Genomic DNA, 19,447 nt, shown 5'->3' with positions numbered 1-19,447 from the left:
GGTCCGGACCCTTCGGAAGTCTTGTTAATTCTCGACTCGAATTAAGGCGGATAGGTAACGGGTGGACGCCGGTGCCGCGGATCGCCTGGCCGGGCCGCGGGGGAGGGCTCAGCGAAGGGCGCCGGTGGGCAGGACGGCGTGCACGCCCCAGGTCTGGTTGGCGATCTGGGTGACCCGCAGGTCCACCACCGGGCTGGCCAGCGCCAGCGCCGTCGGGCGGTCGAGGCCGTGCAATGCCTGCAGCCAGGTGAGCATCGCGCCGAGCGCCTCGGCGGTGGCCTCGTTGAGGTCTTCGTGGAAGCCGAACGTGACGCGGCCGGCCGGGGTCTCCGCGTGCACGCCCGGCACCGGGCGCTGCTGGGCCGGGACGACGTCCAGGGTCAGCCGGGTGGTCATCGGGCACTCGATCGCGGTGCCACCGACCTCGCCGTCGCCCTGGGCGGCGTGGCCGTCGCCGAGGTGCAGCAGCGCGCCCGGGACCGTCACGGGCAGGTACAGCGTCGAGCCGGCGACGAGTTCGCGGCAGTCGATGTTGCCGCCGCCCTCGGACCGCGGCGGGATGGTGGAGTGCTCGCCCGGCTCAGCCGGCGGCAGGCCCAGCACCCCGAGGAACGGCGCGAGCGCCACGGTCTGGCCGCGGTCACTCGTGCCGGTGTCGGCGTCCAGCTCCCACAGCAGCTGCCCGGGCGGGCCGTCGGCGACGCCGAGCCGGCGGGTGAGCCAGTTGTCCTTCGCCGCGGCCAGGGTCCAGCCCCACTCGCCGGGGCGCAGGTCTTCGATCCTGATCGCGAGCACGGTGCCCGGCTCGGCGCCCCGCACGGCGATCGGGCCGGTGAGGCAGTGGCCGCGGCTCGGCTCGAACATCCGCGGCCGTTGCTCGCCGGCCGTGCGCTGCCGCTCGAGGAACCCGTGTGCGTCAAGGGAACCCGCCACCACGGTGTCGCCGGCGTCCACAGTCAGCACGGGCGGGGTCTCGCGGCTGAAGTAGTCCACGGTCGTGCCGGGCGCGGGTTCGAGGCGGTGCTCGGTCATAACGGGTGCTCCCTGGGTTGCCGACGCTCATGGGTGATCGTCGCACGCCGAGTGGGAGAGCGCTCTCACACATGCTAGAAAGAACACGTGACCACGCAGCAGCCGCCGACGTTGGAGGACGTGGCGCGCGTGGCCGGCGTCTCGCGCGCCACTGTTTCGCGAGTGGTGAACGGGGTGCGCAACGTCGACCCGCGGCTGCGGGAGACGGTGGAGCGCGCCATCGCGGAGACCGGCTATGTGCCGAATCAGGCCGCGCGGTCGCTGGTGAACCGCCGGACCGCGACGGTCGCGGTGGTCGTCTCCGAGCCCGACCGGCACATCGGTCAGGAGGAGTTCGGCGGCGGGGTGTTCGGCGACCCGTTTTTCGGCCGGGTGCTCGACGGCGCGCTCGCCGAGCTGCGCCCGCACGGCCGGCACCCGCTGCTGATGGTCGTCGACAGCGACGACGAGCGGGCGAAGCTGGTGGGCAAGCTGCGGCAGGAGAACGTCGGCGGGGTGCTGATGATCTCCTTGCACGGCACCGATCCGCTGCCCCGGATGCTCACCGACGCGGGCATGCCCACCGCCCTGTTCGCCCGGCCCACGCGGCCCGCGCCGGTGTGCTGGGTCGACGTCGCGCACCAGGACGGCGCGCGCCTCGCGGCCGACCGCTTGGTCGCCCGCGGCTGCCGTCAGGTCGCGACGATCGCCGGCCCCGCCGACACCGCGGCCGGCCAGGACCGCCTGGCCGGCTTCCGCGACGCGATGGCGCGGCACGGGCACGCGTATGTCGCCGTCGCCGAGGGCAACTTCACCCAGCTCGGCGGCGAGCAGGCGATGGAACGGCTGCTCGCCGAGGAACCCGGGCTGGACGGGCTGTTCGTCGCCAACGACCTGATGGCCTACGGCGCCCTGTCGGTGCTGCGCGAGCGCGGCCGCCGCGTCCCGGACGACGTCGCGGTGATCGGCTTCGACGACAGCCCGGCAGCGCTCACTTGCCGCCCCCGGCTGACCACGGTCCGCCAGCCGGTCGAGGACATGGGCGCGGCGATGGTGCGGATGGTCCTCGACCGGATGGCCGACCCGGACCTGCGCGCGGTCTCCCGAGTCTTCGACCCGATCCTGATCGAACGCGACTCGGGCTGACTGCCGCTGCCGGGCCACGCTTTCCCTTACCCGGCCGGGCCACGCTTCGCGTGCCCGGTCCCGCTGCTCCGCCTCCGGCCTGGCCCGAAGCGCCCCAATGTGGCGTTCGGTGCGTCCAGCGCACCCAATGTGGCGTTGGTTGCGTTGAACGCAACCAACGCACATTGGGGCGCAACCCGCAACCCGCAACCCGCAACACGTCAGCCCGCAGGCCAGCCGCGTCAGCCGCGGACCAGGTTCTGGTGCTCCTGCGCCACTTTCGAGACCTCGCCCGCCAATGCGCGGGCCGACGGCTCGGCGCCGGACTGCTGCTCGCCGCGGGAGAGCACGCCGAGCTGGGCCAGGTGGGCGCCGACGAGCGGGAGCAGGCGGTGGCTGAAGTCCTCGCCCTGCGCGCCGCGCAGGACCACCAGGTCCGCCTCGGTGATCAGGCCGGGCAGCCGGTGTCCACTGTGGATGTTCACGTCGGCCAGGCCGGCCCGGGTGCGCACCGTCTGCAGCCGGTCGAGCAGTTTGCGCTGGCCGTCCAGCAGCTGCCCGGTGACGGCGCTCGCGGCGCCGTGGGAGTCCGCGAGTTCCAGTGCGGCCACGGCGTTCTCCGTCATCGGCACGGTCAGCTCGAGCCACGCGACGTCGGTCTGGTTGAACGCGGCAGCGGCGGAAGCGGGCGCGGGGGCGGCGGTCGGGGCCGCCGCGGTGGTGGTGGCGCAACCGGCGGCGAGCAGCGCCACCACCACGAGCGCGACGGCGCCTTTCACGGCCGGCCGGGGAGCCGGTAGTTCGGGCCGAGCACGCCGCCGCGGTCCGGCTTGTACACGTCGAACCCGCGCGGGTCGCACTGCAGGCCGCCGTTGATGCAGTGGGTGACCATCGCGGCGAGCGTCTCCGGGTCCCAGGCGTTGAAGAAGTCGTAGTGCCAGGAGTACCCGCGGCCGCTGGCCAGGTGCACCCCGGACATGTCACCGGAGACCGGGAACGCCATCTTGAACTCCAGCATCGGCACCGGCACCGGGTGATCGGCCGGGCAGGTCAGCGAAACCGGGTCCGGGTAGGCCATGTGGCTGCGGTGGTCGGCCGAGTCCAGGTGCACGCCGTCCCAGCAGCTCGGGGCCTGGTAACGGATGTTGAGCTGGCTGCCGGGCGTGCAGGTCACCGGGATGTCCCAGTTGTGGAAGCTCTCCCCGCACTCCCAGCCCTCGATGGCGCCGGGCGCGTGCTGGAACTCGTCCTGCGTCGCGTTCATGTTGCCGGCGAGGTAGCGCAGCCCCTGCGGGAACGGCTTGACGCTCTTGTAGTCCAGCACCCCGGACTTGTAGTAGACGACCTGCGCGAAGTTCGGCAGCACCACCTGGTCGCCGTTGAGCACGGTCGGGAACCAATACGCGGACAGGTCGTCGGGCGCGAGGCAGGTGGTGTTGCCGGTGCCCGCGGCGAGCAGAGACTCCGTCGTGGTGTTGGCGTTGGTGGTGTTGTTGCCCAGGAAGGTGTGGTCGTGCGAGGCGCCGGGCAGGCCCGGGTAGACGATCGGGTCGTCGGGCTGGTGGTGGCTCGGCGAGCAGTTGACCTGGAATTCGTGGTGCGTCACGACGTCGTCCGCGCCGGCGGGGCCGGCCGTGCCGGTCAGGAACGCGGCGGTGAGGGCCGCGGCGGCCGCGCAAGCGAGGAGCGCGAGTTTCGAAGACAAGAGTCCTCCACGGTGAGGGGGCCGATGTGGGAGAGCGCTCTCCAGAAAGCATGTGACCGGGCCGGGCTCCTGTCAAGAAGCACCCGGGTGTCACGACTAGTCGGTTTCTGTCCAGTTTCGGCCTGGTTTCGGCAAAACCCTTGACACGGCGGGACAGCGGCGCGAATCTTCCCTGCGCACTGGAGAGCGCTCTCCCATTGTCCCCTGCCGCGGGAGTCATCGTGGACCGACCGTTGCCCGTGACCGTGCGCCCCCGTTCCGCACTGGCGCTGGCCGTCCTGCTCGTGCTCTGCTGGCTGGCCGTCCCGCCCGCCGCCCGGGCCGCGAGCCTGTTGTCTCAAGGAAAGCCGGCTACCGCGTCGTCCAGCGAAGGCGCGGGCACCCCCGCCTCCGCCGCGGTCGACGGCGACACCGGCACCCGCTGGTCGAGCGCGTTCGCCGACCCCGCCCACGCCGATCCGCAGTGGTTGCAGGTCGACCTCGGCGCCACCGCGTCGATCACCCAGGTCACCCTGAACTGGGAATCGGCCTACGCCACGGCGTTCGAGATCCAGGTCTCCGACGACGCCGCGAACTGGCATCCGGTCTACAGCACCACCACCGGCGCCGGGGGAGTGCAGACGCTGAACGTCAGCGGCTCCGGCCGGTACGTCCGGATGTACGGCACCCACCGCGTCGGCGGCTACGGCTACTCGCTCTGGGAGTTCCAGGTCTCCGGCAGCTTCGGCGGCACCACCCCGGCCGGGCCCGGCGTGGTGAAGGTGACCGGCTCGCAGGGCAGCTGGCAGCTGACCGTGGACGGCGCGCCGTACGTGGTCAAGGGCCTCACCTGGGGCCCGCCGGTCGGCGAGGCCGCCACGCGGATGCCGGAGCTGCACGACGCCGGCGTCAACACCGTCCGCACCTGGGGCACCGACGGCACCACCAAACCGCTGCTCGACGCCGCGGCGGCCAACGGCCTCAAGGTGATCAACGGCTTCTGGCTCCAGCCCGGCGGCGGGCCGGGCAGCGGCGGCTGCGTCGACTACCTCACCGACACGAACTACAAGAGCACCATGCTCGGCGAGATCCAGCGCTGGGTGACCGAGTACCGCGACAACGCGGGCGTGCTGATGTGGAACGTCGGCAACGAGTCGATCCTCGGCATGCAGAACTGCTACTCCGGCACCCAGCTGGAGCAGGAGCGCGTGGCGTACACCCAGTTCGTCGAGCAGGCCGCGCAGGCGATCCACGCGATCGACGCGAACCACCCGGTCACCTCCACCGACGCGTGGACCGGGGCCTGGCCGTACTACAAGGCGTACGCGCCGAGCCTGGACTTGTACTCGGTCAACGCCTACAAGCAGATCTGCCAGGTCAAACAGGACTGGAACGCCGGCGGTTACACGAAGCCGTACATCGTCACCGAAACCGGCCCGGCCGGTGAGTGGGAGGTGCCGAACGACGCGAACGGTGTGCCTGCCGAGCCGACCGACGTGCAGAAGCGCGACGGCTACGTAAACGCGTGGAACTGCATCCTCGGCCATCCCGGCGTGGCGCTGGGCGCGACGCTGTTCCACTACGGCAGCGAAGGCGACTTCGGCGGCGTGTGGTTCAACATCACCACCGGCAACGAGAAGCGGCTCTCCTGGTACGCCGTCCGCAAGCTCTACAGTGGACGGACCGACGGCAACACCCCGCCGGTGATCAGCTCGATGGACCTGAGCCGCACCACGGACGTCCCGGCCGGCGGCACGTTCACCCTGACCGCCGCCGTGGCCGATCCCGACGGCGACCCGATCACGTACACGATGGGCTATAACAGCAAGTACATCAACGGCGCGGGCGGCCTGATCCCGGCGCAGTTCACCGGCGGCGGCCCGTTCACCGTCACCGCGCCGTCGACGCTCGGGGTGTGGAAGCTCTACCTCTACGCCCGGGACGGCCACGGCAACGTCGGCATCGAGACCCGCTCGCTGCGGGTGGTCGCGCCGCCGGTGAGCGGCACGAACATCGCGCGCGGCGCCGTGACCACAGCGTCCAGCTACCAGGCCGACGGCCCCGGTGCCCCGTACCCGCCGCAGGCCGCGACCGACGGCGACGCGGCCACCCGGTGGGCCAGCGACTGGAGCGACCCGCAGTGGCTCCAGGTGGACCTCGGCCACTCGCAGTCCTTCGACCACGTGCAGCTGATCTGGGAATCGGCCTACGGCAAGGCGTACGAGATCCAGGTCAGCGACGACGGCACCAACTGGCACAGCGTCTACACCACCACGACCGGCGACGGCGGCGTGGACGACCTCGCGATCAGCGGCACCGGGCGCTATGTCCGGATGTCCGCCACCCAGCGCGGCACGACGTACGGCTACTCGTTGTACGAGTTCGGCGTCTACCGCACCTGACCCCCGGGGGCGGGGGACCGGCGGCGCCGGCGGGAGTGGATCACCCGCCGGCGCCGCCGAACTTCCACCACCGCCGCCGCGGTCCCTCCCGCCGCGAGTAGGTTGGCGATCACAAGCCCGGTCATGTGAAGCGATGGGAGTGACAACGGATGCGCACAGCGAAGGTGGACGTCCCGACCGAGGACGGCACCGCCGACTCGTACCTGGCTGTCCCGGACGGCGGTCCCCACCCCGGGGTGCTGCTGTTCCCGGACGCGTTCGGGCTGCGCCCCCGGATCGAGGAGATGGCGAACCGGATCGCCGAGGGCGGGTACGCCGTGCTCGCGCCGAACCTGCTCTACCGCGGCGGCCCGGCGGGGGACATCGACCTGGCCGGCCTCGAGGACCCGGACAAGCGCGGCGCGATCTTCGGGAAGATCATGCCGCTGATCCAGGGCCTCGACACGGCCGCGATCACCCGTGACGCGCGGGCCTACCTCGACTTTTTCGCCGCGCAGGAGGGCGTCGACCCGGGCCCGGTGGTGATCACCGGCTACTGCATGGGCGGCACCAACGCGCTGCGCGTGATCGAGGCGTTCCCGGACCGCGTGAAGGCGGTCGGCAGCTTCCACGGCGGCCGTCTCGCCACGGACGAGCCCGACAGCCCGCACCTGGCCGTCGGCGCGATCACCGGCGAGCTGTACTTCGGCCACGCCGACCAGGACCACGCGATGACGGCGGAGCAGATCAAGACCCTGGAGGCCGCGCTGGACGAGGCCGGCGTGCGCTACACCTCCGAGGTCTACGAAGGCGCGCCCCACGGTTACACCATGACCGACACGGCGGCGTACCACGAAGAGGGCGAGCGGCGGCACTGGGAGAACCTGTTCGCGCTGCTGGAGCGCGTGAACGGCTGAGGTCTTTCCCGCTCAGCGGAACGCCGGTCCGGAACCGGGGTGCCGTGTCCACAAAGGACGCGGCACCCCGGTTTCTCCGTCTCCGGCCTGACCGGCGCAGCGAACGAGTTCCGGTGAGCGGTCCTCCGGCTCGGGCGAGCCGGCCCCGCCGAGTCTTCCCGCCACGCAGGTGCGGGCCGTCGCGGAGGTTCGCACCTTAATTCGAGTCGAGAAGAAAATAGCCGTGAAGGATTGCCCGGCCGCCGGCGAGCATGCATACTTTCTCGCGGGCACAGCGAAGTCGTCGGTTATTCACCGTCCTCGCCCCCTCTCGACGGCTCTCCGTCGCCCGTTCCGGTCGATCCGTGCGGGCGCGCCCGGCGCGCCCCGGCAGAGAGGTGACAACGGTGTCCATCTCCCCCTTCCCCCTGGCTGCGGGCGGTGTCCCCGCATGAGAAGAAGACACTTCCTGCCGCTGATCGGCGTCGCGGCGCTGGCCGTCTCGACGATGCTGGTGCCGACCGCGCAGGCGGCCAACGAGCCGGTGAACATCTGGCTGACCACGACCAGTGACGGCGGCGGCCGCACGGTGACGCGAGGCTTGGAGAAGCAGACTCCGATCGCGTTCTCCGCGGGCACCGGCACCGGCCAGCAGACCATCACGGTCAACGACAACACCACCTACCAGCAGTTCGAGGGTGGTGGCGCCTCGTTCACCGACACCGCGGCGTGGCTGATGAACTCCTCCGGCGCGCTTTCGCAGAGCACCCGCAACGCCGTGATGCAGAAGCTGTTCGACCCCAACTCCGGGATCGGCCTGAGCTTCGTGCGGAACCCGATCGGGGCGTCCGACCTGGCGCGCTACAGCTACACGTTCGACGACATGCCCGCCGGGCAGACCGACCCCTCTCTGGCGCACTTCTCCATCGCGCACGACCAGGCCGACGTGCTGCCGCTGACCCAGCAGGCCAAGCAGCTGAACCCGCAGCTGAAGCTGATGGCGTCGCCGTGGAGCGCGCCGCCGTGGATGAAGGACAACGACAGCTACAACCTGGGCTGGGTGCAGTCCCAGTACTACAACAACTACGCCCAGTACTTCGTGAAGTACTTGCAGGCGTACAAAAACGCCGGGGTGCCGATCGACTACCTCACCGTGCAGAACGAGCCGACCTGCTGCAACGGCTACCCGTCCACCAACTGGAACGGCTCGGGCCTGGCCTACTTCACGAAGAACAACCTGCTGCCGGCGTTGCACAGCGCGGGGCTGTCGACCAAGGTGCTGGCGCTGGACTGGAACTGGGACCAGTACCAGTCCTACGCCGCCCCGACGATGGACGACTCCGCGATCCGGACCGATCCCAACTTCGGCGGAATGGCCTGGCACGGGTACGGCGGGGACGTCGGCCAGCAGACCACCGTGCACAACCAGTACCCGAACGTCAACGCCTACTCCACCGAGCACTCGGGTGGCACCTGGGTCGGCAACCAGCAGGCCGAGGACATGAACAACATCGTCGACTACACGCGGAACTGGAGCCGCACGGTCACCAAGTGGAGCCTCGCGGTGGACCAGAACATGGGCCCGCACAACGGGGGCTGCGGCACCTGCACCGGGTTCATCACCGTCCACAACGGAGACTCGCGCAGCGGCCAGGTCGACTACACCGTCGAGTACTACACGATGGGCCACCTGACGAAGTTCGTGAAGCCCGGCGCGGTCCGGATCGACTCGAACGACAACTCCACGGTGCGCAACGTCGCGTGGAAGAACCCCGACGGGTCCAAGGCGCTGATCGCCTACAACTCCAGCACCAGTGCCCAGAGCGTCCGGGTCAACTGGGGCGGGCAGTCCTTCACCTACAACCTGCCCGGCCACACCTCGGCGACCTTCACCTGGTAGCGAGGTGTCCACAGGGGAGCCCCCGTCCGGTTCGCGCCGGGCGGGGGCTCCCCTGTGGTCTGGTCAGGACTTGCGCAGCTTGCCGATCTCGGCCAGCCGGTCCAGGTAGTCCTGCGGGATCCGCCCGGCCAGGTCCGGCCCGGCGTCGAGCAGGTAGAGACCGTTGCCGGCGTTGACCTTCTTGAGGATGTCGGCGATCTCCGCCGCCGGGCGGGGCGCGCCGGTGGCCGTGGTGTGGAACCAGGTGGAGTTGGTGTCCAGGGTGTCGCTGGCGTCCACCGGCCGGGTGTTCGTCGTCGGCGGGGCGCCCTGCACCGGGACCTCGTAGACGACGACGTCGCTGGTCTGCAGGGTGCCGTTGTGGTCGTTGTTGGCCACCACGGTGTTCGGCGAGAGCCGGTGGATCAGGTTCCGGACCGGGGCGTACGGCACCACGGAGTACGGGACCTGCCAGCCCCAGCCGTCGAACCACAGGTAGTCCACCGGGCCGTACCGGGTGAGCAGCTCGGTGAGCTGCTGCTGGACGAGCTGCAGGCTGTCGCCGGTGTGCCGGTCCCAGATGGAGAAGTAGAGGCCGACCTTCAAACCGTTGCGGTGCATGGCATCGACGTACTGGCGCACCAGGTCCTTGTGGTACGGACTGGCGGCGATGTCGTGAGTGGACGCCGCGGTGTCCCACAGCGCGAAGCCGTCGTGGTGCTTGGCGGTCAGCACTCCGAAGGTCATGCCGGCCGACTTCATCGCGGCCGCCCACTGATCGGGGTCGACCGGCGCGGTCGGCGCGAACTCCGACTCCGGCGCCTGCGGATTGGCCCACTGCTGATTGTCGTAAGTGGACATGTTGTAGTGCAGGAACAGCCCGAACGGGTTCTGCTTGACCCAGCGCTGGGCCAACGGCGAGGGGCTGATCGTCTCGCGCCCGTACACCTGCACCTCGGCGAGGGAGAGGTAACCGGTGCCGGCCAGCTGCACCCGGACGTAACGCGCGGGCCGCTGGACGCTGAGCGCGACCGACGGCCCAGTGAGCGAGCCGACGTGCTGGGCTTCGACCCCCGGCTGGGCGCGGGCCTCGTCGACGGTCTTCGCGGTGATCGGCCGGTCCGAGGTCAGCACCCAGAAGTCCGAGAGCCGCCCGGCGCAGCAGTCGGTGCGGTTCCAGACCACGATCCGCGAGGTGTCCCGCACCGAGCCGAGGTCGGTCTGCCACCAGGGCTGGGCTTCTTCGGTGGTGTGGCTGACGGAGTTGCCGGAGAAGGCACCGTTGGTCCCGTCGTCGACCGCGCGATCGGCGGTGCCGCCGTAGTCGGTGCTGCTCTGCGTGGCCTGAGTGCCGAACGCCAGGTCCAGCGGTTCGGCCTGCGCAGCGGGTGGCTGCGCCGACGCCGCCGGTGCGCCCGCGACGCCGCTCGCGAACAGCGCGGCCACGGCGAGCGCCACGGCCCCCGGTCGCCTGGAAGGAATCCGTCTCGAAGAAATCCGCATCGATCCTCCGTTTCGAGTCACCCCGGGCGCGCGGTCGCGGCCCGGACACTCAGGCGCGCAAGGGTTTCCGGGTGCGCCAGTTCGCCTCGATCTCCTCGAGCGAGCGGCCCGAGGTCTCCGGCACCTTCCTGAGCACGAAGACCAGGCCGAGCAGCGACAGCACCGCGTAGATGCCGAACACCCAGAAGCCGATCGCGTTCAGCAGGTCGGGGAAGGTCAGCGAGAACAGGAAGTTGAACATGTACTGGGTGAAGGTCACCACGCCCATGCCGATCGCCCGGGCGCGCAGCGGCAGCACCTCCGGCACGTAGAGCCAGAACACCGGCCCGAGGCCGAACCCGAACGCGAAGGTGTAGACGAACACGCAGACCACGTCCAGCGTGCTCTGGTGCGGGAACAGCGCGAGCAGCAGCAGCGGCACCACCTGGACGCCGAGGCTGATCGCCAGCAGCTTCACCCGGCCCAGCCGGTCGATGAACGGCAGTGACAGCGCGGTGGACAGGACCAGGGCGCCGCCGACGCTGTAGTTCGCGATGATGCCGGTGTCGCTGGTGTGCTCGGCCAGGCCCTGGAACACCGTCGGCGCGTAGTAGACGACCGCGTTGATGCCGGTGAACACCTGGAAGAAGGTGAGCACCAGGGTGATCGTGAGCGCGGGCCGGTAGCGGCGGAACAGGTCGCCCAGCCGGGCCTCCTGCACCGACAGGCTGGCGTTGACCTCGCCGGCTTCCTTGACGGCGTCGGCCTTGGTGGGCCGCAGCCGGGTCAGCACGCTGACCGCTTCGGCGTCGCGTCCGCGCAGGATCAGCCAGCGGGGACTGCGCGGGCTGGCGAGCATGCCGGCGAAGAAGAGCGCGGCCGGGGCGGCGCCGAGCCCCAGCATCCACTGCCACGATTCGGAGCCGGCCAGCGCGTCGCCCGCGGCGTACGCGCACAGGATGCCGATGTTCACGCCCAGCTGGTACAGCGCGCTGATCATGCCGCGGGTGCGTTTCGGGGCCAGCTCGGTCAGGTAGATCAGGCCGAACATGTTGGCCAGGCCCACGGCGAGGCCGAGCACGAACCGCGCGAGCAGCAGCCAGCCGACGCTCGGCGCGACCGCGCAGCCCACCGAGCCGACGATGAAGATGATGCCCGCGACCAGCAGCAGCGCGCGCCGGTCGTAACGACGGGCGACGAGCGTGCCCGCGACGATCGAGGGCAGCGCGCCCAGCAGGATCAGGCTCGTGACCAGCCCCTGCGCGGTGGAGCTGAGGCCGAACTGCTTGGTGACAAAGGGGAGCGCGGTCGAGATCGCGCCCGAGTCGTAGCCGTAGAGCAGCCCGGCCATGCCGCCGAGCACCGCCACGACGGCGACGAAGCGGGGCATGCGGGCGGTGGCTGGTGCGGGCTGCAGGATGGTCCGGTCCGGCACGGGCGATCGGCCTCCGGTCTCGCGACAGTGCGATGCGGTTGGGGACGGCTTGAGACAGCTGGGGGAGCACGGCGCAGAATTTCCTATAGGATCTCTGCGAAGAGGACTCTAGCCAGAGTGGCCTTGGTAGTGTCAAGACCTGGATTTTCCGAACCGTCTGGCCTAAGCAGCCGTGAGAGGGGCCGATGTCGGCGTCGACGAAACCTATAGGGTCGGGTCACGTGGTGGCCGGGCCGCTAGAGTCCCGTCATGTGGAGGACAGCGGCCGCCGGGGGCTCACCGACCGGGTCTACGAGGAGATCAAGGCCCTGGTGATGGACCACGAGATCGAGCCGGGCGCGCGGGTGGGCATCGAAAGCCTGGCGCGGCGGCTGGAGGTTTCGCCGACCCCGGTGCGGGAGGCGCTGGCCCGCCTGGAATCCGACGGCCTGGTGACGAAGCGTTCGCAGGCCGGCTACCGCGCCACCGAGCTGCTGTCGGTCGACGGCCTGGTGGACCTGTTCGACATGCGGCGCCTGCTGGAGCCGCGGGCCGCGGCGCTGGCCGCCACCCACGCCACCGACGAGCAGCTGGACCACCTCGAGACGACCGTCGAGGGCATGCGCAGCCACCCCGTGACCGGCGAGCGGTACCTGGTCTACCGCCGGTTCGCCGCGCTGGACCAGGAGTTCCACGACACGCTCGCCGCCGCGTCCGGCCGCCCGCTGCTGGCCCAGGCGGTGCAGCGGCTCCACACGCACCTGCACATGTTCCGCCTCAACACCGCCCCCGGCGACGCACTGACCACAGTGGACGAACACGATCGCGTGCTGCGGGCCGTGCTGCGCCGCAACCCGGACCGCGCGGCCGAGGCGATGGAGCAGCACCTGAGCGGCAGCTGGGAGCGCCACATCGCGGTGATGGACGGGCCCAGCGCCTGAGAAAAGAACTGCCTCGTGAAGAACTAACGCCTTGTTCCGCAGTGTGGGAAAGGCAGTGAGACGAAGCCGTAGCTGCGCCCGCGTCGCCCGTGGGGCACGATGGAGTGATGGCGATCAAGCATGACGAGTGACCCCACCACCCGGCCCGTGCGCCCGGACTTCCCGGCGCACGAGCTGCGCGTCGCGGAGCTGCTGAAGCAGCTGGCGGCGATCCCTCGCCACGGTACGGTCCGGCTGGCGAAACGGACTTCCAACCTGTTCCGCTCGCGGGCCGCGACGAAAACCCCGGGGCTGGACGTTTCGGGCTTCACCCACGTGCTGCGCGTCGACCCGGAGGCCCGCACGGCCGAGGTCGAGGGCATGGTCACCTACGAGCAGCTGGTCGACGCCACCCTGGCGCACGGGCTGATGCCGCTGGTCGTGCCGCAGCTCAAGACCATCACCCTGGGCGGCGCGGTGACCGGGCTCGGCATCGAGTCCTCCTCGTTCCGCAACGGCATGCCGCACGAGTCGGTGCTGGAGATGGAGCTGCTCACCGGCGACGGGCGGGTGGTCGTGGCCCGGCCGGACAACGAGCACCGCGAGTTGTTCCACGGCTTCCCCAATTCCTACGGCACCCTCGGCTACGCGTTGCGGCTGCGGATCGAGCTGGAGCCGGTGAAGCCGTACGTCCGGCTGCGCCACGTCCGCTACCACGACCGGGACAGCTACTTCACGGCGCTCGGCGACGCTTGCCGCGCGCAGGCCCACGAGGGCGAGGCCGTCGACTTCGTGGACGGCACCGTGTTCGGGCCGGACGAGCTGTACCTGACGCTCGGCACGTTCACCGACACCGCGCCCGAGACCAGCGACTACACCTGGCTCGGCATCTACTACCGCTCCATCCAGAGCCGCCGCACCGATCACCTCACCGTGCGCGACTACCTGTGGCGGTGGGACACCGACTGGTTCTGGTGCTCACGCGCGTTCGGCGTCCAGAGCCGGCTGCCGCGGCTGCTGCTCGGCCGCCGGCTGCTGCGCTCTTCGGTGTACTGGAAGCTGGTGGCGCTGGACCGCCGGTTCCGGTTCGCCGAGCGGCTGCTGACGGCGCGCGGCCTGCCGCCGGAGGAGACGGTGGTCCAGGACATCGAGGTGCCGCTGGAGCGGGCCGCGGAGTTCCTGGAGTTCTTCGAACGCGAGATCCCGATCAACCCGGTCTGGGTGTGCCCGCTGAAGGGGCGCCCGGGCGGCGTGAGCTGGCCGCTGTACGAGATGAACCCGGACGCGCTGTACGTCAACTTCGGGTTCTGGTCGGCCGTGCCGCTCGATCCGGGCGAGGCGGCCGACACGCACAACCGGATGATCGAGGCCGAGGTCACCGCCCTCGGCGGCCGCAAGTCGCTGTACTCGGACAGCTTCTACGAAGCCGACGAGTTCTGGCGGCTCTACAACGGCGACGCCTACCGCAAGCTCAAGGGAGCCTACGACCCGGACAGCCGGCTGCTGGACCTGCACGAGAAGTGCGTCCGGCGGCGCTGACCCCACTGGCCTGAGAAGAGAGATGACGAACATGAACAAGGTCCAGACCCCGGTCGGCGAGGTCTTCACGCGGCTGCTCGGCCCGAGCGCGGAGGTGTCGATCACCGCGTACGACGACAGCCGCAGCGGCCCCGAGGACGCCCCGGTGGCGATCGAGGTGCGCTCCCCGCTGGCGCTGACGTACCTGATGTCCTCGCCGGGCGACCTCGGTCTGGCCCGCGCGTACGTGGCGGGCGCGCTGGACGTCAAGGGCGACCTGTACACCGCGTTGCACGCGCTGGCCTCCCAGGTGGACCAGCTGACCACGGCCGACCGCGTCTGGCTGCTGCGCAAACTCGGCCCGACGCACCTGCGCCGCGTGGCGCCGCCCGCCGAGGAGCTGCCGAGCCGCCTTCGCCGTACGGTGCAAGGATTCCGGCACTCGAAGGCGCGTGACAGCAGCGCGATCGCGAACCACTACGACGTGTCCAACCGGTTCTACGAGCTGGTGCTCGGCCCGTCGATGGCGTACACCTGCGCGGTTTTCCCCAAGGCGGAGGCCTCGCTGGAAGAGGCGCAGGCGAACAAGTTCGACCTCGTCTGCCGCAAGCTCGGGCTGAAGCCGGGCATGCGGCTGCTGGACGTCGGCTGCGGCTGGGGCGGCATGGCCGAGCACGCGGCGGAGCACTACGGCGTCACGGTCCTGGGCGTCACGCTGTCGCGGGAGCAGGCGAGCTGGGCGCAGAAGGACATCGTGGCGAAGGGGCTCGCGGACCGCGCCGAGGTCCGCCACTCCGACTACCGCGACATCACCGAGACGGGCTTCGACGCGATCTCGTCGATCGGCCTGACCGAGCACATCGGGGCCCGGAACCTGGACTCCTACTTCGGTTTCCTGGCCAAGCGGCTCAAGCCGGGCGGCCGGCTGCTGAACCACTGCATCACGAACCCGGACACCAGCGTCGCGCACCACTCGCGCGGTTTCATCGACCGCTACGTCTTCCCCGACGGCGAGCTGGAGGCCGTCGGCGAGATCGTCACGGCCATGCACGACAGCGGCCTGGAGGTCCGGCACTCGGAAAACCTGCGCGAGCACTACGCCTCCACGCTCGCCGGCTGGTGCGCGAACCTCGACGAGCACTGGGACGAGGCGGTCGCCGAGGCGGGCGCCGGGCGCAGTCGCGTGTGGGCCCTGTACATGGCCGCCTGCCGCCTGGCGTTCGAACGCCGTGAGATCGAGCTGCACCAGGTCCTCGGCGTGAAGGTCGAGCCGAACGGCGAAGCGCACCTGCCGCTGCGGCCGGACTGGGGCGTCTGAGAACTGGGCCCGCCGCCTGAGTTGTTTCGGGCGGCGGGCGGTTTTTGGTTTGCCGGGCGGTTGCCGGTTCCGTTCCGGCTGGATGTCCACTGTGGACGACCAGGTTGCCGGGACACAGCGTGTCGCCGCCTGTGCTCGCACCGTCCCGGACGGCGCCACGGGTTGGCACTTCACTGCCGCCGGCACCGCCTGACTCCTCCGCCCGGCACTCCGGTGAGGCGGGGATGATTCTCGGCCGGACCATCGACGAGCGGCTGGGGGACGAGCCGACCCTTCGTCCATGCTCCCGCCCGCGTCGCCGTGGGCGGCGACCGCGCTGTTCGGGGTGAACGGCGGTTTCGGCACGCCGTTGGCCGGCGTCGAGGAGCTGGCCGCGGTGATCGCCGCGGGGAGGGGCCGGTGGTGGACCGGGAGCGGTACCGGTACGTCTACGTCGTGGTCGGACAGGTCCCCGAGCCGTCGGTCTTGAGCGTCCACCTGACCCGGGAAGAGACCGAACGCCGCCGCGCGGAGCTGGACGGCGGCCCTCTCGGCGGCGGCTTCACCGTCTGCGCCGCGCCTGTCGCGCTCTGAGTGCGGGCATTTGGCCGATTGCGGCCATGCCCCGTTCAGCCGCCGGTGAACGGGGTATAGCTGTGTCTCACGGCGCGGCTTCGTGCCGTCGGAACAAATGGCGCCGAGCAGTGAAGAGAGCCCCATTAGGAGGTACCCACCGTCCGGCCGATGGGTGATTCTGGGGCGGTATCGACCGTCGAGGGGGTAACCGCGTGAACGATGATCTCCGCAGGCCAGTTCGGGAAACCACAGTTTCCCCAGTGGGCTAGGCCGCCGTTCACCAGGGGTTATCGGACAACAACCGGAGCGCGCGGGCGCGGCGATTATTCCCATAATCGCCCGGGTCAGGTCGCGCCGTTGATTACGGGCAGGGAAATGGGGAGAACAAGAGATCGGCTCGAAAGCGGCGTGTGGCGCGCGGTATTGCACTGCGGTGTGCTGCACGACGTCTACGGAGGCTCGGACCAGCTGCGCGTGGACGGCAAGGTGTTCGGCATCGCCGCCTGCGGAGCCGTGTGCACGTTGGACGCCGACGGCCCCGGCTGCGAACGCTGCGCGAAATGCTTCCCGCGCTGGCTCGACCAGGACACCCTGGTCATCCCGCGCCACAGCCTGCCGAAACGCATCCCCCGCCAGGCGCCGGCCCCGAGGCCCCGCCGCGCGAACCACTACAGCGGCTGGTTCGGCTCCGCCTAGGCCGCGCCGCGCACGTTGGCTGCTAGCTCAGGTCCCCAGCCGGAGAGTCCGTCAAGGCCTCCTTACCCGCGTCGGACGCGGGTAAGGAGGCCTTGACGGCGAGCGGACCACCCTGACCAAACCCCGCCGACCGTCCGAGTCACAGCACCAGGCCGAGCGCCGATGCTGTGCAGGTCACGAGGCCGTGCCGGGTGGTGGGCAGCAGGCTCGACTCGGCCGGGTGCCGAAGCCGGGCAGGCCACGAAGCCGTGCCGGGGTGGGTGGGCAGCGGCTCCGATCAGGCAGGACGCCGTAGCCGGGCAGGCTGCGAAGGCACGCCGGCAGTGGCCCGATCGCCGGTCCTGACGCAGCAGCAACCTCCGACCCAAGTCGCTCACGGCCTATTGGCAAAAAGATTTTGTACGTACAAGATGATTTTTGTGATGAGAGACCTCCTCTACCTGGAGCGCGTCGAGCAGGCCGAGACGCTCCTCAAGCCGCAGCGCATCGAGGTGTTGCGGCAGCTGGCCGAGCCGCGGTCCTGTACTGAGGTCGCCGCTCGGCTGGATCAGACGCAGCAGCGCGTCTACTACCACGTCAAACGGCTCGTCGAGCAGGGACTGGTCACCCGGGTCGACGAGCGGCGGGTGCGCGGGATCAACGAGGGCGTGTACCAGGCCACCGCGCGGGCCTACTGGCTTTCCCCCCGCCTGGTCGGGCGGATCGGCCGGCGTCAGCACCGGGACGAGGCCAGCCTCGGCTACCTGCTCGACCTGATGGAAGAGGTCCAGTCCGACGTCGCCGCGCTCCACGTACAAGCGGCCCAGCGAGCCGTCGAGCCGGAAAAGCAAGAGCCCGACCTGCCGTCGCTCGGGGTCTCCGGCGCGATCCGGGTGCGGCCGGACCGGCGGCCCGAGTTCATGGCCGACCTCAAGTCCGCTCTGCAGGACCTCTTCACCAAGTACGGCGGTGCCGAAGGCGACGCGTTCAAACTCGCCGTCGCCTGCTACCCCGACCGCCCCCACAACGAGGACGACTCAAGCTCACCGGGAGAAGACTGATGGCCACGTTGAAGAAGAGCATCCGGATCGCCGCCCCGCCCACCGAGGTGCACCGCGCGCTCACCGACCCGGCGGCGCTGCGGGTCTGGCTCGCCGAGCACGCCGAGGCCGACTCCGGCCAGTTCCGGTTCTGGGGCCGCTTCACCCCGAACGGCGAGGCGCCACACCAAAAACTGCTGCACGTCGATGAAAGCTCGCTGCGCTTCGAGTGGGACCTCGACGGCGTCACCACCACCGTCGACATCGGACTGACCGCCGAGCCGGCCGGGTCCACTCTCCTGACGCTCACCCAGACCGAGGTGATCGGCTGGCCCGAAGCGCTGAGCACCCCCGGCGACCGCAGCCTGATGCACACCTACTGGGCGCTGGCCCTGGTCAACCTGGCTGACCACGCCGAAGGGCGGGAGCCGGTCGCGCTGTGCGACTTCACCAGCTCGGTGCTGCGCGACGAGATCGTGATCAACGCCGATCGGCTCGCGGTCTACGAGTCGCTGACCGAGCCGGAGCAGTTCTCGCGGTGGTTCGGCGCGAAGGTCGAGGCCGAGCTGCGCCCGGGCGGCCGCTGGGCGATGGGCGGGTTCGAGGCGAACAACACCCCAGCGCACATCGTCGACCTCCAGCCGGGCCGTTCGATGACGGTCGACTGGGGCGAGATGGTCCAGTCCTGGGAGCTGGACGACTCGGCGGGGCGCACCCGGCTGACGTTCGTCCACAGTGGATTCGACGAGGCCCGGCCGCCGTACGACGGCTGGCTCGGCGCGCTCGCCGGCCTGGCCGAACTGCGCCGCTTCCACGAGGTCGAGAACTGGCGGACGAGGTGGGTCGAGGTCGGCCTCGACGGGATTCCCGACGGCCTGCTGACCGTCGACTAGCGCGTGTCTGAGAAAGCCGGTCTCGCGGCTGCCGCCGGTAGCGGATGACGCTTTCCCTGCACTGAGTGCAGGGGAAGCGTCATCCGCTACACCGAGCCGGCCCGCCGCACAGCGACCCACAACCTTTGCCAGACACGCCCTGGCCCAGAAACCCAGCCGAAAAAGCAAAGCGCCCCGCGGCCCCGTGAAAGGGACCGCGGGGCGCCAACCGTGGATCAGGCCTTGGGCTCGAGCACGAAGACCGGGATCTGACGATCGGTCTTCTTCTGGTAATCGGCGTACGGGGGATAGGCCGCGACCGAGCGCTCCCACCACGCGGCACGCTCTTCGCCCTCGACTTCGCGGGCCACGTAGTCCTTGGTCACGGTCCCGTCCTGGAGCGGGAACTCGGGGTGCGCCTTGATGTTGTAGTACCAGACCGGGTGCTCGTCCGCGCCGCCCTTGGAGGCGACCACGGCGTAACTGCCTTCGTGCTCCACGCGCATCACCGGCGTGTAGCGCAGCTTGCCGGACTTCGCGCCCCGCAGGGTCAGCAGCACGATCGGGGAGCCGGCCACCTGCAGGCCCTCCGTGGTGCCGGTCTCGAGGATGGTCTTCGTCTGGTCCTGAACCCAGCCCGTGGGGCTGAGCTCCGCTTTCTCATCGGCCATGCCCGA

17 protein-coding genes are annotated in these 19,447 nt (G+C 70.2%); 11 read left to right on the top strand and 6 right to left on the bottom strand.

The features are described 5' to 3' along the window. Positions 1–108 precede the first annotated feature (108 nt). Complete coding sequence (locus OG371_RS41995; RefSeq protein ID WP_329062447.1) at positions 109–1,032, bottom strand: acetamidase/formamidase family protein; 924 nt, start codon at positions 1,030–1,032, stop codon at positions 109–111. 87 nt (positions 1,033–1,119) lie between these two features. Between OG371_RS41995 and OG371_RS41990 the strand changes: the two genes are divergently transcribed. Then, positions 1,120–2,157, top strand: coding sequence for a LacI family DNA-binding transcriptional regulator (locus OG371_RS41990; RefSeq protein WP_329062445.1), 1,038 nt, complete (start codon positions 1,120–1,122; stop codon positions 2,155–2,157). Between the two features lie 221 nt (positions 2,158–2,378). Here the strand turns inward: OG371_RS41990 and OG371_RS41985 are convergent, their stop codons facing one another. Together OG371_RS41985 and OG371_RS41980 are read right to left on the bottom strand one after the other, a co-directional pair. Then, positions 2,379–2,915 (bottom strand): DUF305 domain-containing protein, encoded by a 537-nt coding sequence (locus OG371_RS41985; RefSeq protein ID WP_329062443.1) that lies wholly within the window; start codon positions 2,913–2,915, stop codon positions 2,379–2,381. Continuing rightward, positions 2,912–3,841 (bottom strand): DUF1996 domain-containing protein, encoded by a 930-nt coding sequence (locus tag OG371_RS41980; RefSeq protein ID WP_329062441.1) that lies wholly within the window; start codon positions 3,839–3,841, stop codon positions 2,912–2,914. Before OG371_RS41980 ends, OG371_RS41985 begins: the two co-directional genes overlap by 4 nt. A gap of 221 nt (positions 3,842–4,062) precedes the next feature. On the opposite strand from OG371_RS41980, the gene OG371_RS41975 reads away from it, so the two are divergent. From OG371_RS41975 to OG371_RS41965, 3 genes are all read left to right on the top strand, one after another. Next, entirely contained in the window at positions 4,063–6,222 is a 2,160-nt protein-coding gene (locus OG371_RS41975; RefSeq protein WP_442876042.1) for a discoidin domain-containing protein, read from the top strand. Between the two features lie 149 nt (positions 6,223–6,371). Then, positions 6,372–7,118: a dienelactone hydrolase family protein gene (locus tag OG371_RS41970; RefSeq protein WP_329062439.1), complete on the top strand. Its 747-nt coding sequence runs from the start codon at positions 6,372–6,374 to the stop codon at positions 7,116–7,118. Between the two features lie 430 nt (positions 7,119–7,548). Continuing rightward, positions 7,549–8,997: a glycoside hydrolase family 30 protein gene (locus tag OG371_RS41965; RefSeq protein WP_329062437.1), complete on the top strand. Its 1,449-nt coding sequence runs from the start codon at positions 7,549–7,551 to the stop codon at positions 8,995–8,997. Between the two features lie 63 nt (positions 8,998–9,060). Here the strand turns inward: OG371_RS41965 and OG371_RS41960 are convergent, their stop codons facing one another. Next, entirely contained in the window at positions 9,061–10,434 is a 1,374-nt protein-coding gene (locus OG371_RS41960) for an alpha-L-fucosidase (RefSeq protein ID WP_329062435.1), read from the bottom strand. 94 nt (positions 10,435–10,528) lie between these two features. Next, positions 10,529–11,893 (bottom strand): sugar porter family MFS transporter, encoded by a 1,365-nt coding sequence (locus OG371_RS41955; RefSeq protein WP_329062433.1) that lies wholly within the window; start codon positions 11,891–11,893, stop codon positions 10,529–10,531. A 251-nt stretch (positions 11,894–12,144) separates the two neighbouring features. Between OG371_RS41955 and OG371_RS41950 the strand changes: the two genes are divergently transcribed. The 7 genes from OG371_RS41950 to OG371_RS41920 all read left to right on the top strand — a co-directional run bounded on the left by OG371_RS41950 (position 12,145) and on the right by OG371_RS41920 (position 18,791). Continuing rightward, a complete protein-coding gene (locus tag OG371_RS41950; protein WP_329062431.1) occupies positions 12,145–12,813 on the top strand; it encodes a GntR family transcriptional regulator in 669 nt (222 codons plus the stop codon). A 120-nt stretch (positions 12,814–12,933) separates the two neighbouring features. Continuing rightward, the gene (locus OG371_RS41945) at positions 12,934–14,331 is read left to right on the top strand and encodes an FAD-binding oxidoreductase (RefSeq protein WP_329062429.1); all 1,398 of its coding nucleotides are present in this window, start codon (positions 12,934–12,936) and stop codon (positions 14,329–14,331) included. 31 nt (positions 14,332–14,362) lie between these two features. Beyond that, entirely contained in the window at positions 14,363–15,628 is a 1,266-nt protein-coding gene (locus OG371_RS41940) for a cyclopropane-fatty-acyl-phospholipid synthase family protein (protein ID WP_329073404.1), read from the top strand. Between the two features lie 399 nt (positions 15,629–16,027). After that, positions 16,028–16,201, top strand: coding sequence for a hypothetical protein (locus OG371_RS41935; protein ID WP_329062427.1), 174 nt, complete (start codon positions 16,028–16,030; stop codon positions 16,199–16,201). Positions 16,202–16,558: 357 nt separating this feature from the next. After that, entirely contained in the window at positions 16,559–16,879 is a 321-nt protein-coding gene (locus OG371_RS41930) for a hypothetical protein (protein WP_329062425.1), read from the top strand. 422 nt (positions 16,880–17,301) lie between these two features. Next, positions 17,302–17,919, top strand: coding sequence for a helix-turn-helix domain-containing protein (locus OG371_RS41925; RefSeq protein WP_329062423.1), 618 nt, complete (start codon positions 17,302–17,304; stop codon positions 17,917–17,919). Further along, positions 17,919–18,791 carry an SRPBCC domain-containing protein gene (locus tag OG371_RS41920; protein ID WP_329062421.1) on the top strand — a complete coding sequence of 291 codons (873 nt, stop codon included), beginning with the start codon at positions 17,919–17,921 and terminating at the stop codon, positions 18,789–18,791. Before OG371_RS41925 ends, OG371_RS41920 begins: the two co-directional genes overlap by 1 nt. Positions 18,792–19,006: 215 nt before the next feature. Here OG371_RS41920 and OG371_RS41915 read toward each other — a convergent pair whose 3' ends face one another. Continuing rightward, positions 19,007–19,441, bottom strand: coding sequence for a nitroreductase family deazaflavin-dependent oxidoreductase (locus OG371_RS41915; protein WP_329062419.1), 435 nt, complete (start codon positions 19,439–19,441; stop codon positions 19,007–19,009). Between the last annotated feature and the right edge of the window lie 6 nt (positions 19,442–19,447).

It is taken from the genome of Amycolatopsis sp. NBC_01480, from assembly GCF_036227205.1.
GTDB lineage: Bacteria > Actinomycetota > Actinomycetes > Mycobacteriales > Pseudonocardiaceae > Amycolatopsis.
Note: the sequence above shows the minus strand (reverse complement) of the source record. Positions and strands in the feature narration are given on the sequence as shown.